Annotated in this window: 14 protein-coding genes; 2 read left to right on the forward strand and 12 right to left on the reverse strand. The window is 46.6% G+C overall.

Annotated elements, in window-relative coordinates; genetic code table 11:
* Positions 1–53: 53 nt before the first annotated feature.
* The 9 genes from ACN6MV_RS25185 to ACN6MV_RS25225 all read right to left on the reverse strand — a co-directional run bounded on the left by ACN6MV_RS25185 (position 54) and on the right by ACN6MV_RS25225 (position 10591).
* Positions 54–1658, reverse strand: a complete 1605-nt coding sequence (locus tag ACN6MV_RS25185) for a response regulator (RefSeq protein WP_419885104.1) — start codon at positions 1656–1658, stop codon at positions 54–56.
* Positions 1655–3451, reverse strand: a complete 1797-nt coding sequence (locus ACN6MV_RS25190) for a sensor histidine kinase (RefSeq protein ID WP_339287881.1) — start codon at positions 3449–3451, stop codon at positions 1655–1657. Before ACN6MV_RS25190 ends, ACN6MV_RS25185 begins: the two co-directional genes overlap by 4 nt.
* 152 nt (positions 3452–3603) lie before the next feature.
* A complete protein-coding gene (pgmB, locus tag ACN6MV_RS25195) occupies positions 3604–4296 on the reverse strand; it encodes a beta-phosphoglucomutase (protein ID WP_156114861.1) in 693 nt (230 codons plus the stop codon).
* Positions 4280–6640, reverse strand: a complete 2361-nt coding sequence (locus tag ACN6MV_RS25200; RefSeq protein ID WP_419885105.1) for a glycoside hydrolase family 65 protein — start codon at positions 6638–6640, stop codon at positions 4280–4282. The genes pgmB and ACN6MV_RS25200 overlap by 17 nt, the downstream gene beginning before the upstream one ends.
* A 31-nt stretch (positions 6641–6671) precedes the next feature.
* Complete coding sequence (locus ACN6MV_RS25205; RefSeq protein ID WP_042130701.1) at positions 6672–7487, reverse strand: carbohydrate ABC transporter permease; 816 nt, start codon at positions 7485–7487, stop codon at positions 6672–6674.
* A complete protein-coding gene (locus tag ACN6MV_RS25210) occupies positions 7488–8438 on the reverse strand; it encodes a carbohydrate ABC transporter permease (RefSeq protein ID WP_419885106.1) in 951 nt (316 codons plus the stop codon).
* Positions 8439–8669: 231 nt separating this feature from the next.
* Positions 8670–9125: a cupin domain-containing protein gene (locus tag ACN6MV_RS25215; protein WP_042130702.1), complete on the reverse strand. Its 456-nt coding sequence runs from the start codon at positions 9123–9125 to the stop codon at positions 8670–8672.
* Positions 9126–9227: 102 nt separating this feature from the next.
* Positions 9228–10163, reverse strand: coding sequence for an SPFH domain-containing protein (locus ACN6MV_RS25220; RefSeq protein ID WP_042130704.1), 936 nt, complete (start codon positions 10161–10163; stop codon positions 9228–9230).
* Positions 10163–10591, reverse strand: coding sequence for an NfeD family protein (locus ACN6MV_RS25225; protein ID WP_419885107.1), 429 nt, complete (start codon positions 10589–10591; stop codon positions 10163–10165). The genes ACN6MV_RS25220 and ACN6MV_RS25225 overlap by 1 nt, the downstream gene beginning before the upstream one ends.
* A gap of 601 nt (positions 10592–11192) precedes the next feature.
* On the opposite strand from ACN6MV_RS25225, the gene ACN6MV_RS25230 reads away from it, so the two are divergent.
* Positions 11193–13127: a glycosyl hydrolase family 18 protein gene (locus tag ACN6MV_RS25230; protein ID WP_419885108.1), complete on the forward strand. Its 1935-nt coding sequence runs from the start codon at positions 11193–11195 to the stop codon at positions 13125–13127.
* Positions 13128–13204: 77 nt separating this feature from the next.
* The gene (locus ACN6MV_RS25235; RefSeq protein ID WP_419885109.1) at positions 13205–15637 is read left to right on the forward strand and encodes a glycosyl hydrolase family 18 protein; all 2433 of its coding nucleotides are present in this window, start codon (positions 13205–13207) and stop codon (positions 15635–15637) included.
* A gap of 214 nt (positions 15638–15851) precedes the next feature.
* Here the strand turns inward: ACN6MV_RS25235 and ACN6MV_RS25240 are convergent, their stop codons facing one another.
* The 3 genes from ACN6MV_RS25240 to ACN6MV_RS25250 all read right to left on the reverse strand — a co-directional run bounded on the left by ACN6MV_RS25240 (position 15852) and on the right by ACN6MV_RS25250 (position 18555).
* On the reverse strand, positions 15852–16508 hold the full coding sequence (locus ACN6MV_RS25240) for an XTP/dITP diphosphatase (protein WP_042130708.1): 657 nt from the start codon (positions 16506–16508) through the stop codon (positions 15852–15854).
* A 1-nt stretch (position 16509) separates the two neighbouring features.
* Positions 16510–17268: a ribonuclease PH gene (gene rph, locus ACN6MV_RS25245; RefSeq protein WP_042130710.1), complete on the reverse strand. Its 759-nt coding sequence runs from the start codon at positions 17266–17268 to the stop codon at positions 16510–16512.
* A 165-nt stretch (positions 17269–17433) separates the two neighbouring features.
* Positions 17434–18555 carry a GerMN domain-containing protein gene (locus ACN6MV_RS25250; protein ID WP_419886814.1) on the reverse strand — a complete coding sequence of 374 codons (1122 nt, stop codon included), beginning with the start codon at positions 18553–18555 and terminating at the stop codon, positions 17434–17436.
* Positions 18556–18749 lie beyond the last annotated feature (194 nt).

The following is an 18749-nucleotide window of genomic DNA, read 5'->3' on the forward strand; positions in this document are numbered from 1 at the left end:
GCTACACAGCAATCGAGAGCAAACAGAGGATCTTTACATATCTTTGTGATTTTTTACTTTACCATGTTAGTCTTTCGGTATTCGTTCGGTGGGAGCCCATAAATCTTCTTAAAGCTGATATAGTAGTTGTCAATACTGTTAAACCCTACTCTCTCCGCGATCTCATACGTTTTCAGCTTTCCTTCTTTAAGTAGCTCTAGAGACTTTTTCACACGATAGCCGTTGATATATGGAATCAGCATGGAACCCGTTTGTTCCTTAAAAATACGGCTCAGATAGCTGTTGTTCAGACCAACGTAATCGGCTAGCTCATTCAGTGTCAAATCTTGATTGTAATTGTGGTGAATATAATCAATGACCCTTTTGATCTTGTAGTTCGTAGATGTCGCCGCATCCGTATAACTCTCCTGTAGACTCTCCAACTCCTGGATTAGCAGCAGATGAAGATGCTCCAAACGCTCGGCTGACATGATTTCCTGCATTCCTGTATAGTCTTCCTCCCCGCTGTCCTCCTTCATATGGGACTGAATCTGGCAGTGGAGATTCACGCATATTTCCAAGGTGGCATGCCTGCTTAAAGATCTCTTCTCCTTGATCGTGGCAAACATCTCATGAACTATAGCAATAGCAGAAGATACGTGCTTTTCATCCATTTCCTTACGGATACGCTGTTCAAACAGGGTACACAGTGCCTTATCACTCATTTCCTTGATGCTGCCTGGTTCGTAGACAACAACGTTGCTGCGATCCTCATAAAATAGCATTTCAGCAGATTCCTGAGCTTCATGATAGGCTTTGGGAATATCAAGCAGACGGGCATGCAGCCCGCTGATAAGAAAACTAACTTGTATGTTCAAAAACTGTTTTAATGTCTTTTCAATTTTACGGATGAGTCCCCAGCGTTCTTCAAGAATTTCATTCATACTTCTGATGCCGGAATACGTTTTTATAATAACCAGCTCGTTCGGACTCATCAGAAACAGCTCTAGCTCGCTGTACCGATGCAGCACCTCTTGCAAAATGTTGAGGATCGAAAAGCCGAGTAAATGCTCCATTCCCTTATTGTAACGTTCCTTCACCTTGTCATATTGATCAATCAACATGACGATGCAAAGCACATTAGGCTGCTTCAGATTCAAATCGTACAGCTTTGTCTTTTGCTCAATTTCCCACTCATGGCGAACAACACCGACCGCTAAATCCCGTAAAAAAAGCGTTTTCAACTCATTGCGGTTCTTCTCCATATTTTGCTGCAGAGAAACAAAATGATCTCCCACAGGCTGGTGATTCAACTGTGTCCGGACGCGGCTCAACGCTTCAAATACAGCGGACTGTGTCAGATTCGGTTTATGAATATAATCGCATGCACCTAGCCTAAGCGCCTCTTGGGCATATTCAAACTCATTATGGCTGCTCAGAATAATAACTTTGCAGGCATGATTGGTATGCCGGAGCTGACGGAGAACCTCCAGCCCATCCATCAAAGGCATTCGGATATCCAGAAAAACTACATCCGGATGAAGCTCATCCACTTTCTCCAAAGCCTCTTTGCCGTTAGCGGCTTCGCCTACTAGGTAATAGCCATGATGCTTCCAGTCCACAAATGTCTTAAAATTCATTCGGATAAAGGACTCATCGTCCACAATCATGATTTTCATGCGTATCCTTCTCTCCTTGTTCCATCGTGGTTCTGAGAATCCTCCAAGCTAGGGATCAGAATAAGAACCGTAGTTCCTTCCCCTTTTACGCTATTGATAGTCACCCCATACTTTTCTCCAAAATGAAGCTTCAATCTTCTGGAGACATTGCCCACACCAATGGAATTCATCGTTTGACCGTCTGACATTTCCTGTTGCAAGAGCCTACTTAGCTGTTCCTCTGAGATCCCCATCCCGTTATCCGAGATCGTAAACTGAATATCGCTGCCTTTCCTCTGCACACGTACACTCAAGTTATATTGACGGGAATCTTCTGCAAAGCCGTGAAACACCGCATTCTCTACAAAAGGCTGCACCATAAATTTTAACGTTCTGCATTCCAGAACATCCGGCGCAACATCGATTTCATAATCAAACACATTGAAATACCTGAGCTGCAGCAGTTCCAGGTAACTGTGTATAAAGGCCGCTTCTTCCTGAATAGAAACAAACTCCTGAGTATTACGTGTGGAAAAGGATAGAACTTTGATTATGTCATCTACTGTTTCCGTAATGTTGTTCGCCATTTGAGCTTGCGCCATCCACTTAATCACGGAGAGCGTATTATAAATGAAATGCGGATTAATTTGATTTTGCAGCGCATTAAGTTCTGCACTCCGCTTCTTCTTCTCTTCAATCTTGGTTTGCTCAATCAAATCTTTGATTTCGACAGTCATTCGGTTAAAGGTACGCGACAGATGCCCTACTTCATCCAGACTATCCTGCTGAGCGGTAACATCAAAATCCCCCTTCTCTACCTTTCGCATCAGTCGATTGAGTCTTCGGATCGGATTGGAGATGCTACCAGATACATAGAAAGCTGTTACAAAACCCAGCACAATCAACAAAAGAAGAAGCAGAGTAGAAAAATTGCGTATTTGGTTAATTTCAGCGAGCAGTTTGTCACGGAGAACGATGCTGTAGAAGTGCCATCCAGACACATTGGATTCATCGTGAACAACATAGTAGTTCTCATCGTCCGGCTTCATTTTTTCCATAACCTGACTATATTTCATCCCAATCATGGCCGGATCTGAACTGAACACAACCGTCCCTTTTTCATCCACGATGAACTGGTTTACATCCTGTTTGTCACCTAGTCCGCTGAATAGCTTCTCAAGCTTATCCATACGGAAATTAACGAGCAGCACACCAAGCTTCTGATAGGTACCCACATCGACCAATACACGACCTACAGATAGCACAGAGCGGGGCTTGGCATACATCTGTTTTTCCTCATGCATGCCTACTAGAATGGGTCTCTCTGCATTATTCACAATCGTTCGGTACCACGGTTCAGTCACCGGACTGTAATTATAATTGAATGTCGTATCATAACCCCTACGATAGATTAATGAATTGTTTACAGGGTAGATGAGAATGGAATCAATATCGGGATTAAATGTCATCAACTCTTTAAAAACGTTATCGCTTATGTAACGGAAATCCATACTTTTTTCAAAAGTCTCGTAGGTTACAGCAGAATAATCTTTCGACAAAATTTGCATAAGCCTTTCATCATAAAAAGGCTGCTCCGAGGATTTGAACATACTGCTAACAAACGAGTCCGCAGTGGATACCATCTGCTGATTGGTCTCTTGAAACGATTTCACAATACGAGATTCAAAAACGGACATGGCGTAAATGTAAAAGTAAATACTAATCACCACGAGAGGGACAATCATCAACAGCGTGTAGGTCAATAACAGCTTTTCTCGTATGTTGCGATCCCGAAACCGACTCCATTTCCGCATGAAGATATCCCTTCCCACTGTAGAAAATTGTTGTATTATGACGAATCAATCTTATTCCATATCCTAGTTTGCTTCAATAGCAAACTATGTAAGCTGAACTATTCATACGAATTCGTTCAACTTACATAGTATTTTGTGATTTAACTTTTAAATTAGCGTCCGGCCATATGCTGCTGAATCTCGGACAGAGATAACTTCGATGTTTCCGAGACAATATAGTCCGCTTTTGACAGAATCTTAGCATCACCAACCCCTACAGCAAACATCCCCGCACTTTTTATCGCCTGAACTCCAGCCTCTGCATCCTCTACTCCAACACAATAACGGGGGTCAACCCCCAGCTCCTCCGCTGCCTTCAGAAAAATATCCGGAGCCGGTTTTCCATGAGCCACACTCTCCGGAGCCGCAATCACATGAAAATATGAATCTACCTTCAACTGCCGTAGCAGTGTGCCGGCATTACGGCTGGCCGAAGCCAACCCGATCGGTATTCCGGCATACTCGAGATCATGGAACAAATCCAGGATGCCTGGCAATATTTCAGATTTATCCACAGTCTGAATCAATTGCTTATAATTGTTGTTCTTCCGATCAGCCCATTCCTTTTTTTGTTCCAAAGTGAAGGTTGCACCGCCATCCGGTAGTTGACTCAGTATTTTTTCCAAGGAAGCCATGCGGTCGATCCCCTTGAGCTGCTCATTAAATTCCAGGTCAAAGGGAATACCCAGCTCATCTGCCAGCTGTTTCCACGCTTCATAATGATATTTCGCCGTATCGGTTATTACTCCGTCCAGATCAAAAATAAAGGCTTGAATCTCCTGATGTTCTTTATTCACTTCGCTCAGCCTCCTTCATGTCTGTAACGATACGATCCTTCAACACGTATTCCCGGCCATGAATGAGCAAGGTAAGCTCACCAAATCCTGAAGTTAGGCGCTCCACTTCCAGCTTGCTACGGGTAACCGTCACCTGCAGACGCTCACCCTGCCAGGCAAGTGGGAAAGACAAGCGCTCCCAGGCCTGTGGAAGTTTTGGGTTCAGGCGAAGAGAGCCCTCCCAGGAACGAACCCCGCCAAAACCCATGATCGCTGTCTTCCAAATGCCGCCAATCGAAGCAGAATGAATACCTTCATCGCAGCTATGCATGTTCGTACCTAAATCAATGCGGGCTGCCTTGGCAAACATATCGTAAGCCAATTCCAGTTCATTGACATCGCTAGCCAGCATACTGTGCGTGGATAAGCTGAGCGAAGAGTCATGCAACGTTTTCGGCTCATAATAATGCCAATTCGCCGCTTTAGTCTCTTTAGAGAACCAGTCCTCCAGTAAGTAAAACAAAACGAGAATGTCCGCCTGCTTCGAAACCTGTATTTCACTGAGCTGGGTCATGCTGTAGTCGGCAAGAATGGAAGCCACCTGCTCCTGATCACGGTACTTCTTCAGATCAATAATTTGCTTGTTCAAATAAGTATCGTCCTGCGGAATGATGAACGAATGCATATCCGGCTGCGGCAGATAGATCTGCTTGGATTTATCCTCCCATTCCTTCAATCGCTCGGTTAGAGCCAACTTACTTTCCAAAGTCAAATAAACATCGCTTTGCGCTTGCATAAGCTTGCGGGAGCATTCAATTGCTTTTGTCATATTCCAGTAGGCCATATAGTTGGTGAATGCATTGTTAGAGACATGTTCCTTATATTCGTCCGGACCAATCACATCACAGATATGATACTTCTGTTCCTTATCGCTCCACTCTAGCCGGCTTGCCCAGAAGGTCGCTGTTTCGAATATAATCTCATATCCGTACCGGTCCATATATTCCTGATCACCGGTAGCCTGATAATAATGCCACACGCCATATGCCACGTCCGCTGTAATATGCTGTTCGATTTTGCCTGTCCAAATAAAGGTTGGCTTTCCGGTAACGATATCTACAGGGCCCCACTCTGGCGTCTCTTCCTCGCCGGTTGCTGCGGATTCCCAAGGGTACATCGCGCCGCGATAACCATTGTCACGCGCTTTTGTTCTCGCACCGTTCAAGGTGTGGTAACGATATTCCACCAGCTTGCGGGCTGTTTGCGGGTTCATATACAAAAAGTATGGCAGAATAAAAATTTCTGTGTCCCAGAATACATGTCCCTTGTATCCCTCTCCTGTCAGTCCCTTGGCTCCTACAGAGAAACGACTGTCATGGGCAGGTGTCATCAGAAGCAAATGATACTGTGCAAACCGGATAGCCAACTGATCAAAGGAGTCGCTGCTCTTGATCTCAATGTTCGTTTTAGCCCATACACTTTTCCAAGCCTGCTCGTTTTCATTGAATAGTACATCAAAGCCTTTTTCTGCCTTCTTGCTGAGATATTCCCGGGCGGTATCCTGCAAAGCTTGATGCGCGGCCCCCCGATCTCTCCACTCCTTATCATAACTCGTATGCACCGAAGCCACTTTATCCAGCGTAATGCACTTGCCTACTTCCGCTTTAAGCTTGTAAGTCAGTGAAACTCTTCTGCGATCCATGCTCGGAGCTGGCGCAGTTGTAAGACGTACGCCCCCCTCATACATCTGATGGACACACGTATGTACAAATTCAATATTCGACTCCGATGTCGTTGCGGTAAGCTGGAGCACCTCTTTATCAAACACCCTCCGCTCACCTTCTATAAAATGCTGTGCGCCCGAATTTGTCATCTGCCCGTTGATACCGGAACGAATTGTAATTTCCGCGGATTTCGTCAGCGGGGTGATTTCCACCCGCATACCCATTAGATGCCGGTCCTGTAGCGATACGAACCGCAAGAAAGTCATCTTAAACTGATCGCCGTTCTCGTCCTCCCAGAGGATGTCACGCCGGAGCTCTCCTTGCCGTAAATCCAGCTCCCGACGGTAGCTGTGAATTTTCCCTTTTTCTAAATGAAATGGTTTACCGTTCAGACGGATATCGAGCTGCACCATATCTGCGGCATTCGGAAGCTCAGTAACCTCCTGATTGGCAAAGCGGTTAAAAGCTCCTGCAACAAACAAGTTGCGGCGTTCACCCGGATAGGACTCCTCTGTAGCAGCTCTTAGACCAAGATATCCGTTACCCTGACAAAAAATTGTTTCAAACTTCCCTAAAAATCTAGCATCAAACTCTGTTTCCGCAATCACCCATCCGTCATCGAGCGCATTCAATCCTGTATATTCAATCACTTTACATCCTCCTGTCTGAACGTATTCTGTATTAACCTTTCAGTCCTGTAGTCGCAATGCCTTGCACCATATGGCGCTGGAACATCAAAAAGACGATAATGATTGGCAGGGTCAAGAGTACAACACCAGTCATCGTGAGGTTTGGCCATTCAAAATAACGATTCTTAAGTGTGTTCAGACCAACAGTCATTACATACCAACGACTGTCATTCACCAAGGTCACCGGCCATACGAAAGAGTTCCACGTGCCAGTAAAACTGAATATAATCTGTGTACCAATTGCACCTTTAGATAGCGGAAGCATGATTCGGTAGAAAATCCCGATCTTGCTCAATCCGTCAACCTCTGCCGCTTCCTCAAGCTCCTTCGGCACGGTCAAAAAGAATTGACGCATCAGAAAGACAAGGAAGCCCTGAAATAGAAATGGAATAATGAGACCCTGATAGCTGTTAAGCCATTTCAAATCAACGATCATGGAGAAAATCGGAATAATCATCACTTGGTAAGGCACCATCATCATCCCGATCACCAGGAAAAACACTACGCCTCTGCCCCGATAATTAATACGAGCCAAGGAATAGGCAGCCGTCGTGTTGACAAATAAGTTACCAATCAAAATTCCGAACGTTACAATGATCGAGTTCTTATACCAAATCAAAATATCGGACGTTTCGAAAATGTCCCTGTAGTTTTCAAATGTCCACTGGCTTGGCAGCACAAGATGGCCGATGTCTGCTTTAGACAAAAGCGAAGTATAGATGGCGTAACCAAACGGTACGATGAAGAAAATAGAAAATGCGAACAGTAGAAAATAGCGTAATATTTGAGTTCTCCGGCTATGCATCATCTATATCTCCTCCTTAAGAAAGCGTTTTTGAAGCATGGAGAGTGCAATAATAAGGGCAAAAATAATAAATGCAGCTGCGCTACCGTAACCGGAACGGTTGAAGCTGAATGCCTGGCTGTAGAAATAAGTAACGATCGTGCTCGTTGCGCCGGCCGGACTTCCGAGCGAACCGTTTCTCGCCAAGGCATAAGGCTGGTCGAACAGTTGCATAACGTTAATAATTCCGGACATTATGACAAGGAAGGTCACTGGTTTCAACATAGGAACCGTAAGCTTCCAGAACTGCTGCCATCCGTTCGCTCCATCCACCCGACCCGCTTCATAAATATCGTTTGGAATGGTTTGTAATCCCCCCAAATACACTACCATGTAGAATCCCACATACGTCCAAACGGTTAGAATCATCAAAAATGGGAGTGCATACTTGACGTTGGCGTACCAGGAAACGTCCGGGAAACCAAACCATGTCAGCAACTGGGTTGCAATCCCGTCATTCTGCATGAACAAATACATAAATACAGTTGTCACTGCAATAGTTGAGGTGATATATGGCATGTAATACAGTGTGCGGAACACACCTTTAAGGCGCATCACCTTGTTCAAGTTAACTGCAATCACCAAGGCGATAATCGCTTGCAGCGGTACCGCTACTACTGTCAACAATAAGGAATGGCTCAAGGCCGTCCAGAATTCCTTATCCTGGACAATCTCCACATAGTTTCCGAATCCGATAAATTTCGCTGCATCCGGATTTAAGAAGCTGATGTCCTGGAAGCTGTAGATTAAAGATTGCAGCAGTGGGTAATAGAACCAGATCCCCATCAGAATCAAGATGGGGGCGACAAACAAGTAGCCTACGAACGTTGATGAACTTCCCAGTCCAGTCAGTCTTGACCCGAATCCGCGCTTTGGATTGGGCGATATGCGCTTAGTTTCTAAATTTGGCGTCATGGTGTTACTCCTTCCACTTACGAACCCCTTGTTCGTATGTTTTTAGTAACTCCATCATATAAATTGCCCGATTCTACTGGAATAGAGGATATTTACAAGACTCCGAGGATTTTTACATTGTGCATTTATGACATAAGGCAGGCTGCCAACGACCGGACGCAAAAAAAGCGAGCCCCATGAACGGAGACTCGCTACTTTTTTGCTTCTTTAACGTTTAGACAGGAGGACGCTTTATTTCTCAATCAGTTTAAAATCATCGAAATGGAATTCTGGAGAAACAATACAGGATACTAGCGTCGGCTCTTTGCCTAACGTGCGAGCTGCCTGCCATACGCCTGCTGGAACGACAACCTGAGGCTGTTGACCTGCAGCAATATCGAGACCCAGAATAACCTCCTGCACATCCTCAGGCTTATCTCCACTACCTCCGAGACTAAGCACTATAGGACTACCGGAATGCCATAACCAGACTTCATCGGACAATACAGTATGCCAGTCAGATTGTTCGCCCTCGTGAAGCAGAAAATAAATTGAAGAGGCCGAATGACGCGATCCGGAGTAGCTATCGCCGAGCACTTCTTGCGATATTTCAAATTCGGAGTTCCAAAGTCTTTTGTACCAACCGCCCTCAACGTGAGGCTGTAGTCCGAGCAGTTCAACTAGCGGTGAGATTTCTTTTTGTGTCACGGTAGCTTCTCTCCTTCAAAGTTTGCATAAGCAACAATAGCTTCGTATGCATAAGGTTGTTTTTGCTTTTTACTTTAACGGAAGAAGCCCGAATTGTAAAATCTATTTACTGTCCTTACTCGCTTTGAATACTTCAGCAATCGCGCCAAGACTTCCCAGCGTTTCAACAGCACTTGTTGGCAAGAACACTTTATTCGCAGGACCTTTGGCGATTTCAGCCAGAGCCTCGAAGGAGCGATAAGCGAGCACCTGCTCATCCAGACCTGCTGAGCGAATCAGCTCAATGCGTGATTTTTCCGCTTCAGCCACCGCTTGAATCGCTTTCGCTTCACCATGAGCTTCCAGCTCCTGAGCTTGCCGTGAACCCTCTGCTTGACGGATTCGTGCTTCCTTGTCGCCTTCCGCTTTCAGAATCTTGCTCTGCTTATCCCCTTCAGCACGCAGGATCATATCCTGCTTGGCAGCTTCCGCTTCCAAAACAATCGCACGTTTGCTCCGCTCTGCTTTCATTTGCTTATCCATCGCTTCTTGAATATCCAGCGGTGGCTTGATATCGATAACTTCCACACGCTCGATCCGTACGCCCCACTTCTCAGTAGCCTCATCAAGCGCCAAGCGGATATCAGTCGAGATTTTTTCACGCCCTGACAGTGTTTCATCCAATTCAAGCTTACCGATAATTTGCCGCATCGTTGCCGTCGAGATGTTTCTTACCCCATATACATAATCGGAAATTCCATAAGTTGCTTCCTCTGGTCCGACGACCTGATAGAAAATAATCGTGTCGATCTGCACCTGCACGTTATCCTTCGTGATTACCGTTTGCGGAGGTACGTTCGCTTGTTGAATCCGCAGGTCATGGTACGTACGCACCTGATCAATTACAGGAATCAGAATGTTCAGCCCTGGTGTCAGCAGCCGATTGAATTTACCCAGACGTTCCACTACGCCTACCCGCTGTTGTGGTACGATTTTGACCGTTAATGCCACAAACACTACGACTACCACCAGAATAATTGTAATTATTGCCCATTCCATTAGTTCATGTCCCCCCATCGTTCTACCTCAATAATCGTCGTGCCTCTCTTCACTACTCTTACCACTTCATCCTTACCCAGTGACTCGTCAGAGCTCGCGCTCCACGTATCTCCGCCTACCTTCACTTGCCCGTAACGCCCCTGCTCAATCGGCTCAATAACGACACCTTGCCTGCCGACGATTTCCGTACCTGTATCCTTGAATCCACGTGAACTACGAAATTTAGAAACCAGTGGTTTCGAGAATAAGGTCAAACCAAGCGCGACCAGTGAGCCGACCACCACCTGAAGCAAAATAGATTCGGGAACGAATAACGACACCACGCCTCCAGCCAACGCACCAATACTAAGCCATAGCAGATAAAAAGTAAGCGTCATCATCTCTACAACAAACAGGACACCGGCTGCGATCAACCAAAACACAACCATCGGTGAACCCACCACCTTCCGTATGATACTACTATAACGAAAAGAAACAGCGATGCGTTGCGTAATTCCGTAAAATAATTGCAGGCATGTATATAATTTATATTCATTACATCTGAGGTTATGTGTTCTGCATGAGTTTCCTGAAAAAGAGGACAGGCACCTTTTCTATCAAAGTTCCCCTCATTAAGCACCCAATAATTATAAAAATGTCCCCCTACATTACCGAATTTTATCCCTAGCTTAATCGCTCTCTATGCTTGAAAATAAGAAATGCCTCCACCCATATATATGAAATTAATCCTAATTATTCAACTTCCAACCAACTCTTCTACCCATCTTACCCTCTACCAGCATTGTTATATCTACAAGTTTATCAGAAAAGGAATTCTTAGAACAGCAATTTAGAAAGCGCTTACTTGTTGTGTGATGCTTCATGAAGACGCTATTTTTTTGCTGCTAAATCTATGAATTGGATGTCGGTAGAATGAGAGATACGCACAGGTGAAGGTACAGATCCATTTTAAACTGCGGGAGGTGAACATCGGGATTTCTTGCCGAAAAGATTTCGAACTACACATTAAACCTCGGAGGTAGAAAATCAATGATATTCATGAAAAAAAGATCACGCAAAACCTTTGCGATCGCGATGATCGCCGCGCTTGTTCTGACCCTTTTTTCAGCCCTAGGTAGTAGTGCTAAAACGGCCAACGCTGCAGAGGATTATAAACTGGTTGGTTATTACGCTTCTTGGGCCGCTTATGGACGGGCTTACAATGTATCCGATATTGATCCTACCAAAATGAATGTCATTAACTACGCCTTCGCAGATATTTGTTGGAATGGCATTCACGGCAACCCCGACCCAACTGGCCCGAATCCAGTAACCTGGAGCTGTCAAAATGAACAAGCACAGCCCATTAACGTTCCGAACGGTACAATTGTGCTCGGTGACCCGTGGATTGATACCGGTAAGAGCTTTGGGGATGACAAATGGGATGACCCCATCAAAGGTAACCTGAAGCAGCTGTGGAAGCTGAAAGAAAAGAACCCGAACCTGAAGACGTTGATCTCCGTCGGAGGCTGGACCTGGTCGAACCGATTCTCTGATGTGGCGGCTACGGCTGCAACCCGTGAGGTTTTTGCCAACTCAGCGGTAGACTTCATTCGTAAATATAAAATGGACGGTGTCGATCTCGACTGGGAGTACCCAGTTAGCGGTGGGCTCGCAGGCAACAGCTACCGTCCCGAAGACAAGGAGAACTATGTCCTTCTTCTGCAAAAAATCCGTGAGAAGCTAAATGCTGCCGGTCAGACCGACGGCAAAACCTACCTGCTGACCATTGCTTCCGGCGCAGGCCCGACATACGTGAATAACAATAATCTTGCAGGTATTGCTTCCGTTGTCGATTGGATCAATATTATGACCTATGACTTCAACGGAAGCTGGAATAAGACTACAGGTCACAATGCTCCATTGTACTATGATCCTGCCGCTTCTGCGTCAGGCCTAACCGAACCGCAAAACTTCAACATCGACAAAGCGGTAACCAGCTATTTAGCTAATGGCGTACCCGCGAACAAGTTAGTGCTTGGCATGGGATTCTATGGCCGTGGTTGGGGCGGCGCTCCTGCAGCAGGAAATGGCCAATATCAATTGTCTGCTGGCATTTCGTCCACGGGTACATGGGAGAAAGGCAGTTATGATTTCTACGACCTCGAAGCTAATTATATTAACAAAAACGGCTATACCCGTTATTGGAATGATGTTTCTAAAGTGCCCTATCTCTATAATCCAACGAACCAAACCTATATCAGTTATGACGACGTAGAATCCTTTGGCCATAAAATCAGTTATCTCAAATCAAAAGGCCTAGCAGGCGCCATGTTCTGGGAGACAAGCGGTGACAGGAACAAAACGCTGACCAACAAACTAAACGCCGATCTGGGCGGCGGAGTAGTGCAACCGACTCCGACTCCATCGGCTACTCCAACCACTACACCAACGCCAACACCTACGGCAACTCCAACCATTACACCGACACCGACACCGACGGTAACCCCAACGCCGACGGCTACTCCGGGTCAATGTGCAGCGGCATGGAACCAGACAGCTGTATATACTGGCGGTCAGCAAGTTTCTTACAATGGTTCAGTCTATGAAGCTAAATGGTGGACTCAAGGCGATCGTCCCGACCTTAGCGGTGCTACCGGAGTCTGGAAATTCATCAACGTATGCGGGACAGCAACTCCGACTCCGACGGCAACAGTGGCACCAACCGCAACTCCCACACCAACGGCCACTGTAACACCGACAGCAACTCCAACACCAACGGCCACTGTAGCACCGACAGCAACTCCGGCACCAACCGCAACTGTAGCACCGACCCCTGGGAGTTCTAGCTGGATTGCAGGAATCGCTTACAAAACGGGTGATATCGTTAGCTACAACGCCAAAACGTATACTTGCCTCCAGCCCCATACTTCACTTCAAGGCTGGGAACCGGCGACTACACCCGCACTCTGGAAGCTGAATTAAGACTCATTATTAACGCGAAAGGATCACCGTTTCTATCTACTCTCGCAGTCATATTATCCCTTTTGGAGGAATGTTAAATGAATATAAGTACACGTAATAGGCGAAGTAAATCTGCACGCTACATTGCGGCTTTAATGAGCGCCATCATTCTGCTTCCGCTATATACAAGTGCAGGTGGATCGTCGCAAGTAGCCTTAGCAGCAGGGACAACGCCTACTGCTCCCGCTCCCGCTGCAGATCATCCACGTAAAATTGTTGCTTACTTCCCGGAGTGGGGAGATCAGGAGAATAAAGGATTTTATACTGTCGACAAAATACCGTGGGACAAAATCACTCACATTAACTATGCGTTCGCCAAGGTAAACGCTCAAACGAACAAGATTGATCTGATGGACCGTACAGCAGCTATCGAAAAAGATTATCCCGGCCAACTAACTAATTTGCCGTATAAAGGACATTTTAATCAACTCGTAAAGTATAAGCAGTTATATCCCGATGTCCGCACCCTGATTTCGGTTGGTGGCTGGTCGGGTTCTGGTGGTTTTTATAACATGGCCAATTCGGAAGCTGGCCGCGAGACGTTTGCGAATAGTGTCGTAGATTTTCTACGAACCTACCAGTTCAACGGTGTAGACATTGATTGGGAGTACCCATCCGGTACCGGACAATCAGGCAACCCGAATGACTTCGGTGTGGCTGAGCCACTGCGCACAGTGAATTACAACAACTATGTTCTCCTCATGAAAAAGCTTCGTGAAAAGCTGGATCAGGCAGGCGCACAGGACAATCAAAAATATGACCTAACCGTCGCCGCAACCGCCTCCTCCTGGATTCTAGGCGGGATGAAGCTCGGAGAAGCTAACCAGTATTTGGACTGGGCGAATCTTATGACCTATGATTTCCACGGCGCGTGGAATGGCTATGTAGGGCCGCATTCCGCCCTGTATCCAGATTCTCGCGATACCGAAACAGCTGCACTAGGCACTCCGGTTCTGAATACCGACTGGGCCGTTCGATACTATTTGGGTACGCTTCCTCCGGAAAAAATCGTCATCGGAGTTCCTTACTACTCACGTGGCTGGAAGAATGTGAATGGAGGCATCAACAACACCGGTCTTTACGGTACAGCTCCTACAACCGGAGGCGGAGCAGACGGCATTTACGGAATCTGGAACGATCCTGCACCAGAGCAGCCTGCTGGCGCAAATCCTATCTGGCATGTGCTGAACCTGCTCAAAGATCCAGCGAACAAACGTTATTTCGATCCCGTTACCAAAACTCCATACTTGTTCAACGCAGACAAGAAGGTCTTTCTTACGTATGAAGATAAGGAGTCACTCGGCTACAAACTGGATTATATCAAGCAAAAAGGATTGGGAGGGATGATGTTCTGGGAGTTGACAGGCGATTACTCTGAAAAGAGTGATGGCACTTATACGTATGGCAACTCGTTGACCGATTTTGCCTATGACCAGCTTAAGACAGCCTCTCTGCCAGGTGGAACTCCGAAGCCACAACTACCTGCACCTACGAACTTCAGTCTTAGCTTCAGTGGCGCTTACGATCATCCGAATTATACCTACTCCCTGAAAATAACGAATAACACAGGTACAGATATCGCCGGTGGTTGGAAGCTTGAATTCGATCTACCGACAACCACCACCCTGACTTCTGCATGGGGAGCTGGTACTGTAGAGCAAATCTCTACGGCTTGGGACTTTAATCGCTACCGGATTACCGGGACGGCTTCCCAAACGATTGCAAACGGAGCCACGCTGGAAGTTCCGGGTATGATGAAGCTGAACTTCTCGGGCGGGCCGCAACGCATTACGCTGAACGGAAGCTCGTCCCAGCAGGAGTACGAGAAGTTGTATGGAGGCATGACGCCAACTCCTACACCGACAGCAACACCAACAGCTACCCCAACCGCGACACCGACTGCAACAGCAACAGCAACACCAACACCGCTGCCTACTGCAACGCCAACGCCGACAGCTACCGTGACTCCTACTCCAACACCGACTGCAACCGTGACTCCAACACCTACACCGGGACAATGTTCGGCAGCGACGTGGAGTGCGACAACCGTGTACACTGGCGGACAGCGCGTTTCCTACAACGGTTCACTTTATGAAGCCAAGTGGTGGACGCAAGGAGATCGTCCAGATCTGAGCGGCGCTAATGGTGTCTGGAAATTCATCAGCGCATGCGAAACCGCAACATCTACACCTGCGGTAACTGTAGCTCCAACAGTGACGCCGACTTTGGCACCTACGGTGGCACCAACATCAACTGTTGTACCAACATCTACAGCTACCGTTGTACCGACGTCAACTCCGTTGCCTACCATTACACCTACTTCGGGAGGCTCTATTTGGGTAACTGGGGTAGCCTACAAAGTAGGCGACGTCGTCACCTATAATGGAAAAACATATTCATGCTTGCAGCCTCACACTTCCCTTCAAGGGTGGGAACCAGGTTCCACGCCTGCTCTTTGGAAGCTGTTATAATCCAGCCAATAAAAAGCTCTACATTAATATTTCCGAGTATTTTACAACCTCTGAGTCTAGTGCTAATAGCGACTTTGGAGTCCGTTAAATTCTAAAATCATAAATGAAGCCACTTTTAAGATCAGCTGTGTCCGGTAATGGACACGAACACGCAAAAAAACAGGGTGTCCAGCAGCCAATGGCTTTTGGATACCCTGTTTTGTATAAAAATACTCTATTCCTCAGCTAGTTCGCCTTCAGCTGCCAGCTTCTTCTCCAGCTTCGCTGTCAGCATTCGCAATGCAGCACCTCGATGGCTGATCTGCTGCTTCTCTTCCAGCGTAAGCTCGGCCATAGTTTTTTCATGCTCCGAGAGATAGAAGAGTGGGTCATAACCAAATCCGCCAGCACCGGAAGGTTCTGAGGTAATCCAGCCCTCCACCGCGCCTTCTGCGGTTAGCTCCTGTTTAGAAACCGGATCATACAGCGACAAAGTGCAGACAAACCTTGCTGTGCTCAGCAAAGGCTGGTCCGTGTCTTCCCCCTGCTTCAATCGCTCCAGCTCGCTAAGCAACTTCAGATTATTCTCTCCATCCGTAGCATTTTCCCCTGCATAACGCGCAGAGTACACACCCGGCTTGCCATCCAAAGCGTCTACACAAAGACCCGAATCATCAGCGAGGACCGGGATTCCAAGGGCATCACCTACAGCTTTGGATTTTTTAAAGGCGTTCTCGGCAAAAGTGGCTCCGTCTTCTACCACATCAGGCAGATCCGGATAATCGTACATACTTTTCACTGTCAGCCCCAGCGGAGCAAAAGCATGCTCGAATTCGCGCACTTTCCCCTTATTCTTCGTCGCAACAATGAGAATGCCGCCGTCAGACCTCATGTTACACCTCTTGGCCCGGCTGGCCGGAAGGGATTTTGAGAGCAATTGCTCCCAGCGCTTCTTTCTGCGCAGCAATCAGTTCATAAATTCCCTTCTCACCTAGACCTAGCAAAAGATCAAGCTCTTGACGCGTGAACGGTCTTTCTTCGCCAGTGCCCTGAAGTTCAACAAAAGCACCGCCGCCAGTCATAACTACATTCATATCTACTTTTGCTTTGGAATCTTCTTCATAATTCAAATCGAGCAGCGTTTTATCCCCTACAACACCGACACTGATTGCCCCTAAGAAATCTGTTATAGGAAACACAGGCAGCTTGTGCTGAAGTGCAATTTTGTTAATAGCAAAAGCCATAGCAACAAAAGCACCCGTAATCGAAGCGGTCCGCGTACCACCATCCGCCTGAATCACATCACAATCCAGCGTAATACTACGCTCGCCTAACGCTTGCAAATTCACTACGGAACGAAGCGCTCGTCCGATCAGCCGTTGGATCTCCATAGTCCGTCCGGTAAGCTTACCGCGTGCAGCTTCACGCTGATTACGGGATTGAGTTGCCCGAGGAAGCATCGAATATTCAGCGGTTACCCAACCTTTTCCTTGCCCTTTAAGAAATGGAGGCACTTTTTCCTCCACAGTAGCCGTACAAATGACCTTGGTATCTCCCATTTCAATGATCACGGAGCCCTCAGCATATTTATTCGTTTGGGTCGTTATTGTCAGCGGCCGTAATTGGTCGTCGTTTCGCCCGTTTGATCTCATCTTTTCTGCCTCCTACATCGTATAGCTAAAAGTTTAGCGTGAGTCCCATTTCCCCCGTCATAAATACTGAGTAGCACAATGCTTGGGACGTAACGTCTTTTTGAGCAACTTTTATTCTACCAAAGAGGAGGCACAAAAGCATCTTTTAAACCTTAAAGGGTCATTCTATAACGGGATCTCATTCAAATATTCTGGTGCGGAAACAGGTTTACTGTAGTCCACATTATCCGTGTCAGTAATCGATTCCTTGCCATTCAAGCGAATTTGCACCAGAGAATCATCTGAATTTTGCGCAACCGTCAACACAACCGATTCCAGCATCTCAGCGGGTACCCCTTTACCGTCTGTGAACATATCGTCAGTCAAGGACACGGTAACTACGCCGTTCTGCCCAGCATCAACGGAATCAAGAATCGTTCCCTGTGTCATGACCATTTCCAGCCCATTACCGGATTCAGGACCTGCAATCAATTCGTTCAAAGCAGCAGTCAGCTGTTCTTGTCCGGCGGGTACAAAGCGGGTTACAGGAACATAATATTGGATACCGTCAGGGGATGTTGTGGAAAAATAAACAGTAACCGCACTTGAGTTCATCAGAAGTGGACCTTGCTTCGGCAAGTTAATGCCCATTGTACGGGATAATGGACGATCCAGCGGAGTTCCTTGTAGCGGCATCTCTGTGAGCTTTTTACCATCTACCCAGAGCTGTACGCCTTTAATCTCATCTTGACCGGTCAGCGTCCAAGTGATAGCTTCGAGGATTTTACGCTCATCCGCAGGATCATAGTTATTGAACTCTGAATTAAATTCCACAACCGCAAGATTAGATTTGTCTACCGTAACACTTACTTCTGTTCCTGCTGGAAGAACGCCTTGGAATCCTTTAGGCACTGATGAGGCATATTCTCCTTTGCTCACTAGAGCCATTAACGAGTTTTTGAGTGCGGAGGAAGCATCTTTGCTCTTTGGCAAGTTTAGGGATACAGGAGCAAGTAATCCATTACCATCTTCCAAAAATACAGTTGTCCGATCTCCGGAAGCAGTGCCTTGAGCGCTTTTGGTGCTGCCTTTAGTTGCTGTCTGTGTATCCTCCTGTGTCACCGGACCAAATACACCTGAATCCAAAGTAGTACCTCCACTAGTCTGTAACATTTGCGCTTCAACCTCTGGTGGCGGAGCATCAATCGATGCCGATTCTGAACCAAACAGCCCACAGCCGGACAGTGCCAGTGGAACTGCGAGTAAGCAGACTGCGGAGATTCCGCGGATTTGTTGCATAGGTTTCATCATTTATTACCCCTTTCAAGGTTAGATATCATTTGTACTGCTATGTATACGAGACCTTTGTCCAAAAAATAACAACAGCTTATCCTAAATTGTTGGAAAAGCCTGTGAACTACTTCTTCATCTCAAGTAGGACCTGGATTTCAGGTCACTGAAACTTCCCTCTCTGGACAAATACTTCCGGTAAACGTACAATC

This window comes from Paenibacillus sp. B-A-8 (assembly GCF_048572915.1).
Classification (GTDB): Bacteria; Bacillota; Bacilli; order Paenibacillales; family Paenibacillaceae; genus Paenibacillus_AQ.